Source organism: Kitasatospora sp. NPDC005751, assembly GCF_040630835.1.
GTDB lineage: Bacteria > Actinomycetota > Actinomycetes > Streptomycetales > Streptomycetaceae > Kitasatospora.
This window is the reverse complement of the sequence record NZ_JBEXYC010000005.1, coordinates 181,378-197,597: the sequence shown is the minus strand read 5'-3', so window position 1 is coordinate 197,597 and position 16,220 is coordinate 181,378. Positions and strand designations below refer to the sequence as shown.

The window sequence follows — 16,220 nt, the reverse complement described above, 5'->3', positions numbered from 1 at the left end:
CCGCGGTTCCGGTTCCTCGGAGCCGCGGTGACCGCGCGGCGGAACCGGCCCGGGACCGGCTCGCAACGACGTACGTGAAGGGGTCGGCGTGAGAACGCGACGCGTGAGGTCTGACCAGCCGGCCGGAAGGGGTCCGGGGCGCGACGGCGCCCGAGCCCCCCGGACCGGACCGCACGCCCCGGCCGGGAGCGGGTCCACCCATGTACTTGACCAAGACCACGGTTGACACCCCGGGCGCCGCGCCGCAGTCCGCGCGCGAGCTGCACCGGCACCTGCTGTGCAGCAGGGCCGGCACCGACTGCCTCCAGCACGCGCGGATCGACGTCCACGAGGGCTTCGTGGTGTTCAACCTCTATGTGCAGGCCCGCGACCTGCTGGACGCGGCGCGGGTGGCCGAGCAGCTCTGCTGCCGGACCATGGCCGGCGCCGGAACCTGCCCGAGCTGGGCCGTCCGCTCCACCGAGGTGGGGCCCTGAGGCGGCCGGGGACCGCGTTACTCCAGGTCGTCCGGGGTGATCCAGGCCCGCGAGACGGCCTGGGCGCCGGCCTGGAACCTGCTGCGCGCACCGAGCCTGGTGTGCAGGTCCGAGGCGACCCGGCGGGCCGTGCGGACCGAGACGCCCAGCTGCCGGGCGATCGCCTCGTCGGTCAGGCCCGCGGCCAGCAGCCTGAGCACCTGGCGCTCCTGGCCGGAGAGCCCGACGTCGTCGCGCCGGCGCGCGGCGCCGAGCACGGTCGCGGACCGCCAGACCGAGTTGAACAGCGCGGTGAGGGCCGTGATGATCCCGACGCTGGAGATCACGACCGCCGCGGTGCCCTGCTCGTCGGCCGTGTCGAGCGGCACCACGGCCACCCGCCGGTCCACGATGAGCATCCGCAGGGGCAGCGACGCGGTGGTGCGCACCTCGCTGCCGAGCCCGCTGAGCCACTGGGCGTACTCCAGCGTCGGCCGGTGGTTGCGGACACTGTCCTGGTAGACCGTCCGCAACCGCACCCCGCGGTCGATCGCCTCGGCGTCCAGCGCCCGGCTGGCGTTGATGTTCTCCTCCGACTGGGCGCCGCCCGGCATGAAGGAGCTGGCCTCCCACTCGCAGCTGCGCGCGAGTTCGCTCAGCCGGTCGCGGATCGCCTCGATGCCGGACAGCCGCTCGATGCCCGGCTCGGTCTCGGCCGGGCGGCTCTCCGCGCGCTCGGCCAGCAGGGTGGACAGCGCGGCCGTCCCCTCCTCGATCTGCTGGTGCCGGCGGGCCATCTCGGCCTGCTGACGGGCCACCAGCGCCGAGAGTCCGATCTCCGGCCGGACGGCTCTTGGCCCGGGCCGGCCCGGGAACACCTGGAGCAGCGAGATGCCGGTGAGCTCGTCGAGCGCGACCCGGATCTGGGCGTGGTCCACGTCGAGCCGGCGGGCGAGGACGTCGAGGCTCTCGTCCGGGTGCTGGAGCATCGCGAGGTACACGGACTCGGCGAGGCTGCTCAGCCCAAGCCCTTCGAACATTGACCACTCCCTCCAGGGCTCGTCCGACCGGCCCGCCGGGACGCGGGTCGACCGTCCCGGCGGGGCGCGAATTCCGGACATGCCCTGACTCGGTCCGGCGGCTGACGTCGGCGCACAACCCCTGCTCTCGACGTGCACGCACTGAGTCCGGCAATTGACTTTCACAGACTGGCACTTGACGTGGCCACCCACAAGTGAGCCTGCGACGGCAGGCCGACGGCGGCGGCGCCGGCGGCCGGTGCGCCCCCCGCCGCGCCCGCCCCGGGGCGGCGCGGCCCGGCGGCCCGTCCGGCATCGTCGCGGGTCAGCGGCGCTCCGGGGCCGGTCCTCGGCCGCGCCCGGGGCGGGCCGGTGGCGGGCCCGGACGCCCGGTGGCAGGTTCCGGCCGGGCCGCGGCGCACCGGCACGGGCTCCGGCGCACTCACTCCGGTACCGGCGCACGGTCACGCGCCCGGCGCCCTGTCGCACCACCGTCGGCCGCCGGCCCCGGCCGGCGGGGGTCACCACCGCGTTTCCGGCCTCCGCGCGAATTCCGGCCTCCGCGCGGGTGCGGGCCCCGCGTGCTCCCAGCCCCGCGCGGCCGCCAAGCGGTACGGCTACCGGGGCGCGGCGCCGCGCCGGGCCACCAGGTGGAAGAGCCGGGCGAACCCACGGTAGGGATCGCGCAGTCCGGCCTGCCACTCCAGCTCGCAGAGGTCCACGAACTCCTCCGGTGACGGCTCGTCACGGCGGTGGTCGGAGAAGACCCGCACGCCGAACCACTCCACCGTCGGAGCGCCGAGCCCGGCCAGCCGCCGGCCGAGGTCCTGCGGGGTGTCCGGCCGGGTCGGCAGGTACTGCCCGCCCCGCTCGCCGGACTCCAGCAGGGTCGCCAGCGCGCCCCGCCAGTCGCCCTGGAGCCCGTCGCGCATCGCCTGGGAGTCGCGGTTCACGGTGAGCAGCGAGAGCAGGCCGCCGGGCGCGGCCAGCCGGACCAGCGCGTCCAGCATCGGGCCCGGGTCGGTGAGGTAGAGCAGGACGCTGTGGCAGCAGACCAGGTCGAAGCCCGTCCCGACCAGGTCGGGCGCCGCTTCGCCCAACCCCTGGACCAGGGTCACCCGCCGGCCGACCTCGGGGGGCTCCGCGGCGACCAGGTCGGCGGCGGCCCGCAGCAGGGTCTCGTCGTTGTCCACCACGGTCACCTCGTGCCCGGCCCGCGCCAGGAGGACCGCCTGCCGGCCGAAGCCGCCGCCGATGTCCACCACCCGGCAGGGGCGCTGCGGCAGGTGCCGGGCCAGCGCGCGGGTGACCAGGTCGAACCGGACCTCGCCGCGGATGCTCCGGGCGTGGTCGAGGTAGGCGTCGGCCCGCGCCTGCGCGGAGTCCGTCCAGAGGTTCCGCTCCGGCCAGGCGGCGGGTTTCGTCATCGGGGGTCGGTCCCTTCCTGGATGCCGTCGTGGGGCGGGCGCCGCGGGACCTCGGCCGGCCGGTCCCGGTGAGGCGCCGCGCAGCCAGTGTGCTGCTCCCGACGGGCCGTTGTCCCGGGCCGGCCGGTGGCCGAAACCTGCACCGGCATGAACCGGCCCGTTCCGCCCGGTCCGGCCGCTTCCGCCCGGCCGGGCCCGGCCGGAAACCGCCCCGGGCGCCGGTTCCGGGCGGCAGCAACCGACCACTTGCGCGCCGGGCGCCGGGCCCCGACCGCGCCCCCGCGGACCCCGCCCGCGCCCCCGCCGGCCCCGCCCGCCCTCAGGACTGCTGCGCCGCCAGCGCGCAGAGCTCGGACCGGTTCGGCAGCCCGGTCTTGGCGATCAGGCTGGCGACGTGCTTCTCGACGGTGCGCGGCGAGATGTAGAGCCGGGCGGCGATGTCCTTGTTGCTGAGCCGGTCGGCCAGCAGCTGGAAGATCTCGTACTCACGGACCGTCATGCCCTTGAGCCGCAGCTGCGCCGGGATCCGGTTGCTGCCGGTGCGGTGCTGGCGGACGGGCGCGCCGATGGCCCGGAGCAGCGTCCGGCAGGCGCCGACGACGGCGGTGGCGGAGGTCTCCCGGAAGTGGTGCTCGGCCTCCCGGAGCCATCCCTCCGGGTCGCCCCAGCCCAGGGCGTGCGCCTCCTCGGCGATCAGCCGCTGTCCGAGGTGGCGGGCGGTGGGGTAGGGCGCACCGACCTCCTGGGCGAGCTGGGCGGCCCGGCCGGCCGCCTCGGGATCGCCCTCGCGGCCGAGCAGCACGGCGTCGGCGAGCAGGACGAAGTGCCGGTTCCACCGCATCCGGCCGGCCGAGCTGGCGGCCACCCGGTCGAGGCGGCCGCGGTCGAGACGGCCGTCCAGCAGGTCGAGCAGCAGGCCGAGGCCGTGCCGGCCGCCGAGGTGGAAGGTGCTCGGGTTCTCGGCCTCCAGGGCCTGGAGGCCTGCCATGTCCCGGGCGGCCCGGTCCCGGTCCTCCTCCAGGAGGGCGCAGAACACCCGGGCCAGCCCGAGGGCGAGCGGCTCCTCGGGCGAGCCGCTGCCGCCCCAGCGGCCGAACTCGGTGAGCGACTCCTCCATGGCGACCCGGTCGCCCTGATGGGCCGCCAGGACGGAGCGGGTCATCAGCAGGTAGCGGGCGACCGGGGTCAGCCGCAGCCGGGCCGCCATGGTCAGCGCCTCGTCGCCCAGCACCCGGGCCTCGGCGAACCGGCCGCAGAGCACGTCGTGCAGGGCGAGGATGCCGTCGAGGGTGTAGACGACGGTGACGGCGCCCAGGCGGCGGGCCTCGGTCCGGGCCTCGTCCAGGGTGGCGGTGCCGCCGTCGGCCAGCCAGCGGCTGCCGCCGAGCCGGGTGAGCGCGTACATCCGCTGGAGCGGCAGGCTGTGCCGCTCGGCGGTGTTCATGGCCCGTTCCAGGTAGGTGACCGCCTCGGCCGGGTCGCGCTCGCGGGCGACGACGCCCAGCAGCTCCCAGGCCTGGCAGGCGACCAGCGGCTGGTCGTGCCTCTCGGCGGTGTCGATCGCGGCGCGGGCCAGCCGTTCGGCCCGCTGGGTGCGGTCCTGGCCGGGGGTGTCGAGGCACAGGTAGGCCTCCACCACGTCGGTCAGCGCGGTGTGCGCCTCGTCCGGGTCCGGTCCGAGCAGGGCGCGGGCCCGCTCGATCTGGTTGTTGCCGTCGGCCCAGCGGCCCGCCATGTAGGCCACCTGTGCCAGCCGGGTGTGCAGGGCCGCCAGCCGGGGCGCGCCCAGACCGGCGCCGACCAGCTCCCGCAGGCTGCTCGCGAGGCTGAGCGCGCGGGTCAGCTCGCCGGTCTCGGCGAGGGCGGGCAGCAGGGCCTCCAGGGCCTCGGCGCGGGCGGCCGAGTCGGTGCCCCCGGCCAGCAGGGTCTCGGCCCGGTCGAGCAGGGTGACCGCGGAGCCGACCGTGCCGTTGGCGAGGGCCCGGCGGCCGGCCTCGGTGAACAGCCGGCCGGCCCGGACGGGGTCGCCGGCGTCGGCGCGCAGGGTCGCGGCCAGCGGGCACCAGTCGCCCTGGAGGTCGGGGTGGAGGGCCTCGATCGCGTCGGCGGCCTGGTGGGACAGGGCGGCCCGGGCGGTCGGGGTGAGCTGGGCGAGCAGTGCCTCGGCGGTCAGCGGGTGCTGGAAGGCGTACCAGTCGGGGGCGGGCTCGTCGGCCGCGACCAGCCGGGCGGTGACACCGGCGTGCAGGTGGCTGAGCAGGCTGCGGTCGTCGGCGCCGGTCATCAGCTGGAGCACCGACAGGGGGAAGCGCCGGCCGAGCACGGCGGCGGCGGCGAGCAGGGTCTGCCCCTGCGGGCCGAGTTCGTCGATGCGGTGGATGGCGCCTTCGAGGAGCGCCCTCGGCACGTTGCGGCGCAGGTTCCCGGCCACCCGCCAGGCGGTGTTCTCGCGGACCAGCGCGCCGCCGGTGACGGCGCCCTGGAGGAGTTCCTCGACCAGGAACGGGATGCCGGCGCTGTCCTCCCGGATCTGCGTCAGCACTTCGGCGGGCACCAGGTCCGGCTCGGTGTCCAGGCAGGAGGCGATCAGGCGGTTCACCTCGTCGTCGTCCAGCGGCGCCAGCCGGAAGACCGTTCCGCTGCGGCGGCGCCCGGCCGACTCGGCGAGCAGGAGTGCCTCGCCCGGCTCCGACCGGACGGTCGCCACCAGCATGACCGGCTGCTGTTCGAGGTTGTCGACGAGGTACTCGACGACGGCCAGCGTCTCGGTGTCGGCGTCGTGCAGGTCCTCCAGGACCAGCAGGCAGCCCTGGTCGCGGCCCGCGGAGGCGAGCAGCCGCAGGACGGCCTCGGCGAGCACCACGGTCGATCCCTGGTCCGGGGTGCCGGTGCTCCAGTCCGGGATGAGCCGGCCGAGCACCGGGCGGTAGGGGCCGAGGCTCGCTTCGTCCGGCGTCTCCCCGCCGCGTGAGAGCGGCATCAGCGCCTCGGTGAGCGGCCGGAGCGGCACCATCGGTCCGATGGTGCTGCTCCGGCCCCGCAGGACGCGGATTCCTGCGTCGACCGCCTCGCCGATCAGCTCGGCGACCAGTCGCGACTTACCGATTCCGCCCTCGCCGACCAGGAATGTGGTACAGCCGCGCGAGCGGCGGAGATCCCGCAGTGATTCGCCGAGTCCGGCGACTTCGGCATCACGGCCGATGAGATGGGCTGCCCGCACACGCATAGCCCCGGATAGTAGTCGCTCTCCCCGCGGAGCGTCGTGTTCATGTTCGGAACGGCCCTACGTGAGTGCAGGTCAGAACGGCACCGAGACAGTGGTGGTGATGGAGCCGAGGCCCACGACCACGCCGCTGCCGAGGCTCATTCCGGCCAGGGCCCGGGTCCGGGCGCAGGCCCCGTTCCGGCGGACCAGGCGGATCTCGCCGGCCGGGTCCGGGGTGGTCGCGGCCTGGTTCGTGGCCTCGCTGCGGACAGCACCGTTGTACAGGGAGTGGGACATGGGGCTTTCCTTTCCATTCGGGAAGCGGTGCGTGGTGATAAGTGGCGCTGTGCTCTGCTGTTTTGTTTTCGTTTCAGGTGGTCTTGTGCTATTCGGTCCTGTTTGGTTCTCTTAGGTTCTCTTCGGTTCTCTTCAGATGGTCGAAGGGGCCGGTGGGGGGCCGGGGGCCGCGTCCAGCAGCAGGACGGAGGGCACGGTGTCGGCGAAGCCCAGCCGAAGCAGCGCGTAGCCGATCCCGGAGAGCCCGGTGAGCAGCCCCGGCGTCGGCACCTGTCCGGGGGTCCCGCAGCGGGGTCCCCAGTCGTGGAGCTGCCCGAGGACCGTTCCGGCCCGGCCGGTCAGGCTGTTGCGCGCGCCGCGGTGGCCGCGCTCGGCGAGCGCCGCCAGCGCCTCCGCGGTGCCCAGCTCTCCGTGGCAGAGGCTGAGGTCCGCCAGCGGCGGCTGTCCGGTGAGCCGGTGCACGGCGTCCCGCAGCGGGCTGTCGGGCTGCTCGGCGCACAGGCCCGCGTCGGCCGCCGCCAGCACGGTGCCGGCCGTCCCGGAGCACCAGCCGCCGGTGAGCCGGTCCGCCGCCAGGGCGGCGGTCAGCCGGGCCCGGCCGGCGGCGGCGAACCGCGCGCCGCGCGGGCCGCCGGTGAACCGGGCGTGCCGGGTGAGCGCCCAGCCGATCCCGGCCTCCCCGAAGGCGAAGCCGACCCGGTCCGGCGCCGCGGCGCCGAGCGGACCGGGCGGTGGCAGGCCGAGCAGCCGCTCGGCGATCCGGTCCGCGAGCTCGGCGGCCCGCTCCAGCCCGCGCTCGCGGTGCACCGCGTGCAGGGCCGCGAGCGCCCCGGCCAGGCCCGCCGAGACGCCGGGCCGGGCCTCCTCGTCGAGCGCCGCCACGGCCAGCGCGTCCAGGGCGGCCGGCAGGCAGTCGGCGAGGCCCTCGTCGACCAGGCCGGCCAGCCGGGCGAGGGAGTAGCAGAGGCCGCCCAGGCCCTCGAAGCCGCCCGGGCCCACCGCCAGGCTCAGCTCCGGGTCGGCGGCGGCCGCGGCGACGAGGTCGGGCAGCGGGGCGACCGCCGCCCGGGCCAGACCGGTGTGGCGGGCGGAGCCTGTCAGCGCACCGAGCTGGGCCAGGAACAGCGCCACCCCGCAGTAGCCCTGGGCCAGCCCGGCGCCCATCGGCAGCACCGTCCAGTGCTCGTCGACGGCCTCCAGGCCGATCCAGTTGACCCGCCCGTGGCCGCTCACGGAGCGGCCGGCGATCTCGTCGGCGATCCCGGAGGCGGCGGCGAGCAGCGCGGACGGCTCCGGGACGGCGGCGGGCGAGGGGCGGGTGCGCCCACCCGTCCGGTGCCGGGGGCCGGTGGCGTCCGGCCCGACGGAGGCCAGCGTGGCCGAAATGATCCATTCCTGGTCGTGGCGGTCGACGGTGTTCATGCCGTCGAGCTTCGCCCGCGCGGTGGCGAGGCCGGAGGTGTCCAGGACGCCGGGCACCGGGCTCCCGTCCGAGGCGAACACCGCGGGCTCGCCGGGCCGGTGGAAGAAGACCGGGACGTCGCCGTCCCACAGGTCGGCGATCTCGTGCTCGATCAGGGCCTGCCGGGCCGGGTCGCCCTGCGATTCGGCCCAGAGCACCGCGAACAGGGCGTCGCGGTCGAGCCCGTCGCCCAGCAGCTGCGGGTGGGTCGCCTCGGCCAGCAGGGTGGCGTAGAGCATCGTCGGGCGGATCACGAGGCGGCCGACGGTCGCCGCCCCGGTGGCCAGCAGCCCGGCCGGGTCGGCGAGTTCGGCCCGGTGCCGGACGACGGCGTCGTACCCGGCGCGGAACCCGGCCAGCGTCGCGGAGAGCCGGTCCGCGCTGCCGGCTCCCGGCACGGCGCCGTACGGCCGGTTCTTGGCACCGGTGAACGGCGCCCCGCGGCGCACCAGGCGCATCTCGTCGGTGCCGGTGTCCTCCCAGACCATCCGGGTGTTGGGAAACTCCCCGCCCGGCGCGGCGCCGAGGGCGGAGACGTCGACCGCGCCCAGCTCACCGACCAGCAGCTGGGGCAGCAGGCAGGTGCGGTGCACCGAGGCGGCGTGCGCCGCGGCCGCCGGGTCCGGCAGGGTGGTGCTCCCCTCGCCGAGGACGGGGTGCAGCAGCGTCTCCACGTCGACGAGCACCGGCTGGTCGCCGTGCGCGAGGAGGTTCTCGCAGTGCAGGTCCACCCCTTCGAGGGTGTAGGCGAGGGCGAGCAGGGCGCCCTGGCGGCGGTGGAACCGGTCGATCTCGACCAGCGAGCGGCAGGGCCGGTGCTCGATGAACTCCAGCCAGCCGTAGCCGTCCCCGCCGACCCAGCGCGGGGTGCGCGGCGCCAGGCCCGGCACCTTGGCCTCCAGCCAGTCCGTCATGGCGTCCAGGAGCGCGTGCTGGCCGATCGGCCGGGGCTTGTAGACCGCGGTGGAGCCGGCGGCGAACCGCAGCACCGTTACCGACCGGCCCTGCTGGTGGAGGTCCCCGCGGCCCAGCTCGACGGCGGCCAGCGGGCCCTGGTCCCGGCCGTCGAACAGCCCCGCGGTGAGCGCCGGCCGGTCGGCGGCGAGCCGGGTCAGCAGCTCCGCGCCGGAGCGGGCGGTGTGACGGGACGTCCGGGCCATCAGCCGGGCGAGCACCGGGTAGCGGGTGAACAGCCGGGCCAGTCCGGCCCGGGTGCCGGTGCGGGCCGCGAAGTCGGCGAACCGGTCCGCGCCGGTGGCGCCGGCCAGGCCGCCCGCGTCCCGGGCGGCGGCGAGCTCCACGACCAGTGTCCGGGCCGCCTCGCCGGCGAGGCGCTCGGCCAGCCAGCGCGAGTACGCCGGGGCGAACACCGCCAGGTCGGCCGGCTCGGCGCCGCCCGCCAGCGCCCGCGCGGTCAGCTCGGCGGTGGCGGCCGCCACCAGCGGGCGCAGCAGCGGTGCGAACACCGTCGCCCCCTCGCCCGCTTCGAGCGGCACGCCCCCGGGGCGCTCCGGCGCGCCGGCGACGGCCCGCTCCGCGAAGACCGCCCACGAGGGCTTGGCCAGCCGGCCGGCCAGGCGCTCCGGCGCCTCGGCGGCGAGCGCCGCGGCCAGCCCCGGGTCGACGCCCAGCCGGGCCAGCCGGGCGGCCTCGCAGGCCTGCTCGACCGCCGAGCGGGTGCGTGCCCCGGCCGTCGGGCCCGCCGCCGGCGCCACCGGCGGGTGCGGGGCCGACAGCCGTTCGCGCAGCGTCGCGGCCGGCGCCCACCAGGAGGGCGCCGGCCCTGAGGCCCGGGAAGCGGTGTCGGTTGTGGTCACGTCCGCCACCCTTCCAGCGGCGCGACCCTCCGTACAGGGGAGCACCACCCGTAGATTTCGCCGCGGACTACCCAGACGCCGTACCCGGCGTGCCCCAGCTTTGCGCGCCCGGGTGGTCGGACGGGTCGCGGGGGCGGGCGCCGGGTCGGCCCCGGGGGCCGCCGGGACCGCGCGGAGCTGCGGCGGAGCGGTCCCGCGGCCACCCGCGGCGCCACCCGCCGCACCCGGTCGCGGCGGGGCGGCGGCGGGCGGCGGCGGGGGCGGCCGGGGGGCGGGGGTCCGCGGTCGCACGGGCGCGCCGCCCCCGGTGGGCGGCAGCGGGCCGCCCCCACCCTTCGGGCCCGCCGCCCCGTACCGGACGGACCGGGACGATTCGCCGGCGGATCCGGACGGGGCGCCCGGCGCCGTCCGCGCGACGGGCGCCGTCCGGACCGGCCCCGGCGCCCCCCGCGGCGGGGAATGCGGGTGATCGCGCCCCATGCGGCGCGGCGCACCGGAAGCGAAGACTCCTCGCCGAGAGGCTCACCCCGCTGACCGAGGAGTGCACATGGGCAACCCCCTGCCGCTTTGTGTCGTGGCCCTGGACCCGGTGCTGGAAGCCGGCGCCGTCAGCGCGCTGTCCGGCAACCCGGACATCGCCCTGGTCCAGCCCGAGGAGAAGGCCGACGTCGCCGTCGTCCTGGTCGACCGGGTGGACCGTCAGGAGCTCGACCTGGTGACCGCGACGCGCACCGGACCGCACCGGCCCGCCGTCGTCGTGATCGCCGCCGACCTGTCCCCGGCCGAGGCCGCGGACGCCATCAACGCCGGGGCCCGCGGCCTGCTGCGCCGGCGCGAGGTCAACGCCGACCGGCTGGCCCGGACGGTGCTCACCGTGGCCGGCGGCGACTGCACGGTGCCACCCGACCTGATCGACGGGCTCCTCGACCACGGCACCGATCTCGACCCGCACCCCGGCGCCCGCGGCCACGGCCCCGGCTGGGGCCTGGACGAACGGGAGCGCGCCGTCCTGCGGCTGGTGGCCGACGGCCACGAGACCGACGAGATCGCCCGGGCGCTCTGCTACTCCGCACGGACCGTCACCACCGTGGTCCGCGACATCACCCAGCGGTTCCGGCTGCGCAACCGCGCCCACGCGGTGGCCTACGCCCTGCGGGCGGGTCTGCTGTGAGCGCCCTCGCCCTCGCCACCAGGCCCGAGACCGAGCGGCGGCCCGCCACCGCCCTGCGCGTCCACCTCGGCCCGGCGGGCGGGCCGGCCCGCGAGAAGGTGGCCGCCAACCTGCGCCGGGCCGGCATCGAACTCGCGGCCGGCCACTCCGGGGCCACCGTCCGGGTGGCCGCCGGGCCGACGCCCGGCGCCGCGCTGGACGGCTGGCCGGAGCCCGACGGCCGCCCGCTGCTGCTGGTCGCCGACACCTTCACGGCCGACGGGGTCCGGCGAGCCGTCCGCGCCGGCGCGGTGGCCATGCTGCAGTCCGCCGAGGCCACCCCGGAACGCCTGCTCACCGCCGTCCGCTGCGCCCGGCACGGCGAGGGCCGGATGCCCTACGGCGTCCTGGTCGGCCTGCTCGGCCCGGCGGAGGACGGCGCGCCCGCCCCGCGCCGGCCCGCCCCCGAATCCCCGCTGACGGCCCGGCAGACCGCCGTGCTCGGACTGGTCGCCGAGGGCCACGGGAACGCGGCCATCGCCCGCGAACTCTCCTGCTCCGAGCACACCGTGAAGAACGTCATCTACGACCTGATGGCCCGGCTCCAGGTCCGCAACCGGGCCCACGCGGTGGCCCACGCCGTCCGCACCGGGCTGATCTGACCCGGCGCCGCCCCGGCCCGCCGCGGCCGGAGCCGCCGAACAGAGACATTGACGCAGCAAAAGCGGCGCCCCGCGCTGCCGCTCCTTCCCTACTCCCTCGCCGCACCCGACCGGCAAGCTCCGGTTGTGCCCCGACCACCCGGGGCGCGCGACGTTCTGACTATCCCTTGGAGGTGAGCCGGTGGACCGCGGTGACGTCCGGACGACATCGTTCTCGCAGCAACGGCTGTGGTTCCTCGACCAGCTGCGGCCCGGTACGGCGGATCATCTGCTGCCGCTGGCCCTGCGCCTGCGCGGCGGCGTCGACGCCGCCGCCCTCGCCGCCGCCCTGACCGCCGTGGTTGCCCGGCACGAGGTGCTGCGCACCCGGTACGCGGCCGCCGACGGCGAGCCGGTGGCCCGGGTGGCGCCCGCCGTCGAGGTCCCGCTGGAGACCGTCGAGGCGCCCGCCCCCGGCGAAGCCGGCATCACCGCCGTCCTCGACCTGGTGCTGCACCGGCCGATCGAGCTGACCACCGCGCCGCCGCTGCGGGCCACCCTGGCCCGGCTCGCGGCCGACGACCACCTGCTGGTCGTCGTGGTGCACCACATCGCCTTCGACTTCTCCTCCTGGAACATCTTCACCCGCGAGCTGGCGGCCGCCTACCGCGCGGCGACCACCGGCGGCCCCGACGGCCTGCCGGACCTCCCGCTCCAGTACGCCGACTTCGCGGCCCGCCAGCACGAGCGCACCACCGGACCCCGGCTCGCCCGGCAGCTCGGCTACTGGGGCTCCCGGCTGGCCGGGCTGCCGCCCCTGGAGCTGCCCACCGACCGCGCCCGGCCCGCCGAGTGGGACGGCGCCGCCGCGGTGGCCCGGTTCACCCTCCCCGCCGAGCTGGTGGCACGCGCCGACCGGCTGGCCCGGTCCCGGCGCGCCACCCGGTTCATGGTGCTGCTGGCCGCCTTCCAGGCCCAGCTGGGCCGGTACAGCGGGCAGAGCGACTTCGCCGTCGGCACCCCGGTCGCCGGCCGGGGCCAGGCCGCCACCCGGGACCTCATCGGCCCGTTCGTCAACACCGTGGTGCTGCGCGCCGACCTGTCGGGCCGGCCCAGCTTCGGCGAGCTGGTGGACCGGGTCCGCAGCGGCTCCCTCGCCGACCTCTCGCACGCCGAGACGCCGTTCGAACGCGTCGTCACCGAGCTGGCCCCGGACCGCGACCTCAGCCGCAACCCGCTCTTCCAGGTCTCCTTCCTGACCCTCGACTCCCAGGCCGAACCGCCCGCACTGCCCGGCCTGGACGTCGAGCTGGTGCCCACCCCCGTCGCCGGGACGCCGTTCGACCTGGCGCTGGACCTGCTCGGCCGCCCCGACGGCAGCCTGGGCCTGCGCCTGCAGTACGCCACCGCGCTGTTCGCCCCCGAGACGGCGGCCCGCCTCACCGAGGACTACGTCGGGCTGCTGCGCGAGGTGCTCGCCGCCCCGGACGAACCGCTGGCCCTCGCCACCGCCCGGCTGGCGCCGCTGCCCTCCGGCGAGCGCCGCCGCCGGCTCGCGCTCGGCCTCGGCGCCGCCCGCGAGGTGCCCTCCCCCACCGTCCCCGACCTCTTCGAACGGCAGGCCCGCAGCACCCCGGACGCCATCGCCGTCCGCTCCACGGACGGCGAGCTGAGCTACGCCGGACTCGACGCCCGGGCCGACCGCCTGGCGCACCGGCTGCGCGGCCTCGGCGTCGCCCGCGGCGTCCGGGTCGGCGTCCTGCTGGAGCGCGGCACCGGCCTGCTCACCGCGCTGCTCGCCGTCCTCAAGGCGGACGGCGTCTACGTCCCGCTCGACCCGATGCACCCGGTGAAGCGGATCGGCTACCTGGTCGAGGACACCGGGGCGGCCGTGGTGGTCACCACCGGCGCGCTGGCCGGCCGGGTGGCGGACACCGCCGCGACCACCCTGCTGCTCGACGGCGACGGCCCGCAGACCGGCCCGGTGACCCGGCCGGACCGGCTCGACCGGGCCACCGGCCAGGACGACCTCGCCTACGTCTTCCACACCTCCGGCTCGACCGGCATGCCCAAGGGCGTGCAGATCCCGCACCGGGCGCTGACCAACTTCCTCCGGTCGATGGCCGCCCGGCTGGAGCTGCCGCCGCACGCCACCGTCCTCGGACTGACCACCGCCTCCTTCGACCCCTCGATGCTGGAGCTCTGCCTGCCGCTGCTCACCGGCGCCCGGCTGGTGCTCGCCGACACCGAGCAGGCCCGCGACCCCGAGCGGCTGATCCGCCTGATCGGCGAGGCCCGCCCGCACGTCGTCCAGGCCACCCCCTCGATGCTGCGGATGCTGACCGACACCGGCTGGCTGCCCGCTCCCGGCCTCACCGTGCTCTCCGGCGGCGAGAAGCTGCACACCGAGCTGGCGGCGACGCTCGCCGCCGGCGGCGCCCCGGTGTGGGACCTCTACGGGCCGACCGAGGCCACCATCTGGACCAGCGTGGCCCGCCACGGCGCCGACGGACAGGTGCTCACCTGGGCCGCGGTGGACAACACCAGCGTCCGGGTGCTCGACGACCGGCTGGAGCCGGTGGCCGAGGGCGGCACCGGGCAGGTCTGCATCGGCGGCGACGGCCTCGCCTGGGGCTACCGCGGGCGGCCCGGCCAGACCGCCGGCGCCTTCCTCCCCGACCCGCACGCCACCGTCCCCGGCGGCCGGCTCTACACCACCGGCGACCTCGGCCGGCTGCGCCCGGACGGCTCGCTGGAGATCCTCGGCCGCAGCGACCACCAGGTGAAGATCCGCGGCCACCGGATCGAGCCGGGCGAGATCGAGGCCGCGCTGCTCGCCCTGGACGGCGTGCGCTCCGCCGTCGTCCACCCGACCCCGGACGGCTCCGGCGGCCGCCAGCTCACCGCCTACCTGGTCGCGGAGGACGCCGAACGGCCGCCCACCGGCGAGGAGCTGCGCGCCGCCCTGCTCGACTCGCTGCCGCACCACCTCGTCCCGGCCGCGTTCGTGCTGCTGGACGCCATCCCGACCGCGGTCAGCGGCAAGGTCAACCGGCACGCGCTGCCGGTGCCGGAGCCCCGCACGGCCACCCCCGCCTCCGCCGCCCCGCGCACCCCGCGGGAGCGGGCCGTCGCCGCGGTCTGGGAGGAGGTCCTCGGCAGCACCGGGATCGGCGCCCACGACGACTTCTTCCGGCTCGGCGGGCACTCGCTGCTCGCCACCCGGGTGGCCGTACGGCTGCGCGCCGCCCTCGGGGTGGACGTGCCGGTGCGGGCGCTCTTCGACCACCCCACCGTCGCCGCCCTCGCCGCGGCCCTGGACGGCTACCCGCGGACGGCCGCGGACGGCCCGCTTCCCCGGCTGACCGCCCGCCCGCGCGGGGACCGCGCGACCGCGGGCCGCTGACCCCTCCTTGCCCTCCTCGCCCCAAGGAACCCCCATGACCACCGCCACCACCACCGACACCTCCGTCTTCGAGAAGCTCGAGTCCGAGGTGCGGTCGTACTGCCGCACCTTCCCCGTGGTGTTCGAGCGCGCCAAGGGCGCGCTGCTGCACACCGACGACGGCCGGGCCTTCATCGACTTCTTCTGCGGCGCCGGCAGCCTCAACTACGGGCACAACGACGACGCGGTCAAGCAGCGCGTCCTGGACTACCTCGCCGCCGACGGCGTGATGCACGGCCTGGACATGCACACCGTCGCGAAGCGCGAGTTCCTCACCCGCTTCAACGAGATCGTCCTGCGGCCGCGCGGGCTCGACTTCAAGGTGCAGTTCACCGGCCCGACCGGCACCGACGCGGTGGAGGCGGCCCTCAAGCTGGCCCGCCGGGCCACCGGCCGCACCGGGCTGACCGCCTTCACCGGCGCCTACCACGGCATGTCGCGCGGCTCGCTGGAGGTCACCGGCAGCCGCCGGGCCCGCCGGGCCGGCGCGGTGACCGGCGGCGACGTCACCTTCGTGCCCTTCGAGGACGGCCCGCTCGGCCCGTTCGACTCGATCGACCTGATCGAGCGGCTCTGGGCCGACCCGTCCTCGGGCACCGAGCCGCCGGCGGCGGTCGTCGTCGAGCCGGTGCAGATGGAGGGCGGCGTCTACCCGGCGAGCCGGGAGTGGCTGCGCCGCCTGCGCGGCGTCACCGAGCAGTACGGCGTGCTGCTGATCCTCGACGAGATCCAGTCCGGCTGCGGCCGCACCGGCACCTTCTTCGGCTTCGAGGACGCCGGGATCGTGCCGGACATCGTCACCGTCTCCAAGTCGCTCAGCGGCTACGGGCTGCCGCTCTCGCTCACGCTGTTCCGCCGCGAGCTGGACCTGTGGCAGCCCGGCGAGCACACCGGCACCTTCCGCGGCAACCAGCTGGCCTTCGTCGCGGCCACCGCCGCCTGCGAGTTCTGGCAGCAGGACGCCTTCCTGACCGCACTGGAGCGGAACTCGGCCCGGCTCGACCGGTTCCGGACGGAGCTCGCCGCGCTGGACCCGGAGCTGGTGCTGCGCGGCCGGGGCATGGTGCTCGGCATCGACACCGCCCCGGCGGGCGGCGCCGACCGCGCCGAGCGCGTCCAGCGGTACGCCTTCGACCACGGCCTGATCATCGAGCGCTGCGGCCGGCACGACGAGGTCCTCAAGGTGATGCCCCCGCTGACCATCGCGCCCGAGCTGCTGGACGAGGGCCTCGGCGTCCTGCACGACGCCCTGCGCGCCAACTGACGGTCCGCCACCCGAGTCACCGAGTCACCCGAGGAGGA

Annotated in this window: 10 protein-coding genes; 5 read left to right on the top strand and 5 right to left on the bottom strand. The window is 76.7% G+C overall.

Annotation, left to right across the window (positions count from 1 at the left end):
- Nucleotides 1–200: 200 nt before the first annotated feature.
- Complete coding sequence (locus ABZ497_RS08140; RefSeq protein ID WP_329486300.1) at nt 201–476, top strand: hypothetical protein; 276 nt, start codon at nt 201–203, stop codon at nt 474–476.
- Between the two features lie 17 nt (nt 477–493).
- Here ABZ497_RS08140 and ABZ497_RS08135 read toward each other — a convergent pair whose 3' ends face one another.
- The 5 genes from ABZ497_RS08135 to ABZ497_RS08115 all read right to left on the bottom strand — a co-directional run bounded on the left by ABZ497_RS08135 (nt 494) and on the right by ABZ497_RS08115 (nt 9,682).
- Nucleotides 494–1,495: a LuxR C-terminal-related transcriptional regulator gene (locus tag ABZ497_RS08135; RefSeq protein WP_352291388.1), complete on the bottom strand. Its 1,002-nt coding sequence runs from the start codon at nt 1,493–1,495 to the stop codon at nt 494–496.
- A 596-nt stretch (nt 1,496–2,091) separates the two neighbouring features.
- Nucleotides 2,092–2,901 carry a methyltransferase domain-containing protein gene (locus ABZ497_RS08130; RefSeq protein ID WP_329486302.1) on the bottom strand — a complete coding sequence of 270 codons (810 nt, stop codon included), beginning with the start codon at nt 2,899–2,901 and terminating at the stop codon, nt 2,092–2,094.
- A 319-nt stretch (nt 2,902–3,220) separates the two neighbouring features.
- Complete coding sequence (locus ABZ497_RS08125) at nt 3,221–6,127, bottom strand: AAA family ATPase (protein WP_359803976.1); 2,907 nt, start codon at nt 6,125–6,127, stop codon at nt 3,221–3,223.
- Between the two features lie 72 nt (nt 6,128–6,199).
- Nucleotides 6,200–6,403, bottom strand: coding sequence for a hypothetical protein (locus ABZ497_RS08120; RefSeq protein WP_329486304.1), 204 nt, complete (start codon nt 6,401–6,403; stop codon nt 6,200–6,202).
- Between the two features lie 132 nt (nt 6,404–6,535).
- Complete coding sequence (locus ABZ497_RS08115) at nt 6,536–9,682, bottom strand: type 2 lanthipeptide synthetase LanM family protein (RefSeq protein ID WP_359803975.1); 3,147 nt, start codon at nt 9,680–9,682, stop codon at nt 6,536–6,538.
- Between the two features lie 547 nt (nt 9,683–10,229).
- Here ABZ497_RS08115 and ABZ497_RS08110 point away from each other — a divergent pair.
- From ABZ497_RS08110 to ectB, 4 genes are all read left to right on the top strand, one after another.
- Nucleotides 10,230–10,853, top strand: coding sequence for a response regulator transcription factor (locus ABZ497_RS08110; RefSeq protein WP_329486306.1), 624 nt, complete (start codon nt 10,230–10,232; stop codon nt 10,851–10,853).
- Nucleotides 10,850–11,494, top strand: coding sequence for a response regulator transcription factor (locus ABZ497_RS08105; protein WP_359803974.1), 645 nt, complete (start codon nt 10,850–10,852; stop codon nt 11,492–11,494). Before ABZ497_RS08110 ends, ABZ497_RS08105 begins: the two co-directional genes overlap by 4 nt.
- A 181-nt stretch (nt 11,495–11,675) precedes the next feature.
- On the top strand, nt 11,676–14,879 hold the full coding sequence (locus ABZ497_RS08100; protein WP_359803973.1) for an amino acid adenylation domain-containing protein: 3,204 nt from the start codon (nt 11,676–11,678) through the stop codon (nt 14,877–14,879).
- A gap of 34 nt (nt 14,880–14,913) precedes the next feature.
- A complete protein-coding gene (gene ectB / locus ABZ497_RS08095) occupies nt 14,914–16,182 on the top strand; it encodes a diaminobutyrate--2-oxoglutarate transaminase (protein ID WP_359803972.1) in 1,269 nt (422 codons plus the stop codon).
- Nucleotides 16,183–16,220 lie beyond the last annotated feature (38 nt).

What these genes read in the sequence shown, in the direction of transcription:
- ABZ497_RS08140 (WP_329486300.1), top strand. Translation starts at nt 201, where the DNA reads ATGTACTTGACCAAGACCACGGTTGACACCCCGGGCGCCGCGCCGCAG.
- ABZ497_RS08135 (WP_352291388.1), bottom strand. Translation starts at nt 1,495, where the DNA reads ATGTTCGAAGGGCTTGGGCTGAGCAGCCTCGCCGAGTCCGTGTACCTC.
- ABZ497_RS08130 (WP_329486302.1), bottom strand. Translation starts at nt 2,901, where the DNA reads ATGACGAAACCCGCCGCCTGGCCGGAGCGGAACCTCTGGACGGACTCC.
- ABZ497_RS08125 (WP_359803976.1), bottom strand. Translation starts at nt 6,127, where the DNA reads ATGCGTGTGCGGGCAGCCCATCTCATCGGCCGTGATGCCGAAGTCGCC.
- ABZ497_RS08120 (WP_329486304.1), bottom strand. Translation starts at nt 6,403, where the DNA reads ATGTCCCACTCCCTGTACAACGGTGCTGTCCGCAGCGAGGCCACGAAC.
- ABZ497_RS08110 (WP_329486306.1), top strand. Translation starts at nt 10,230, where the DNA reads ATGGGCAACCCCCTGCCGCTTTGTGTCGTGGCCCTGGACCCGGTGCTG.
- ectB (WP_359803972.1), top strand. Translation starts at nt 14,914, where the DNA reads ATGACCACCGCCACCACCACCGACACCTCCGTCTTCGAGAAGCTCGAG.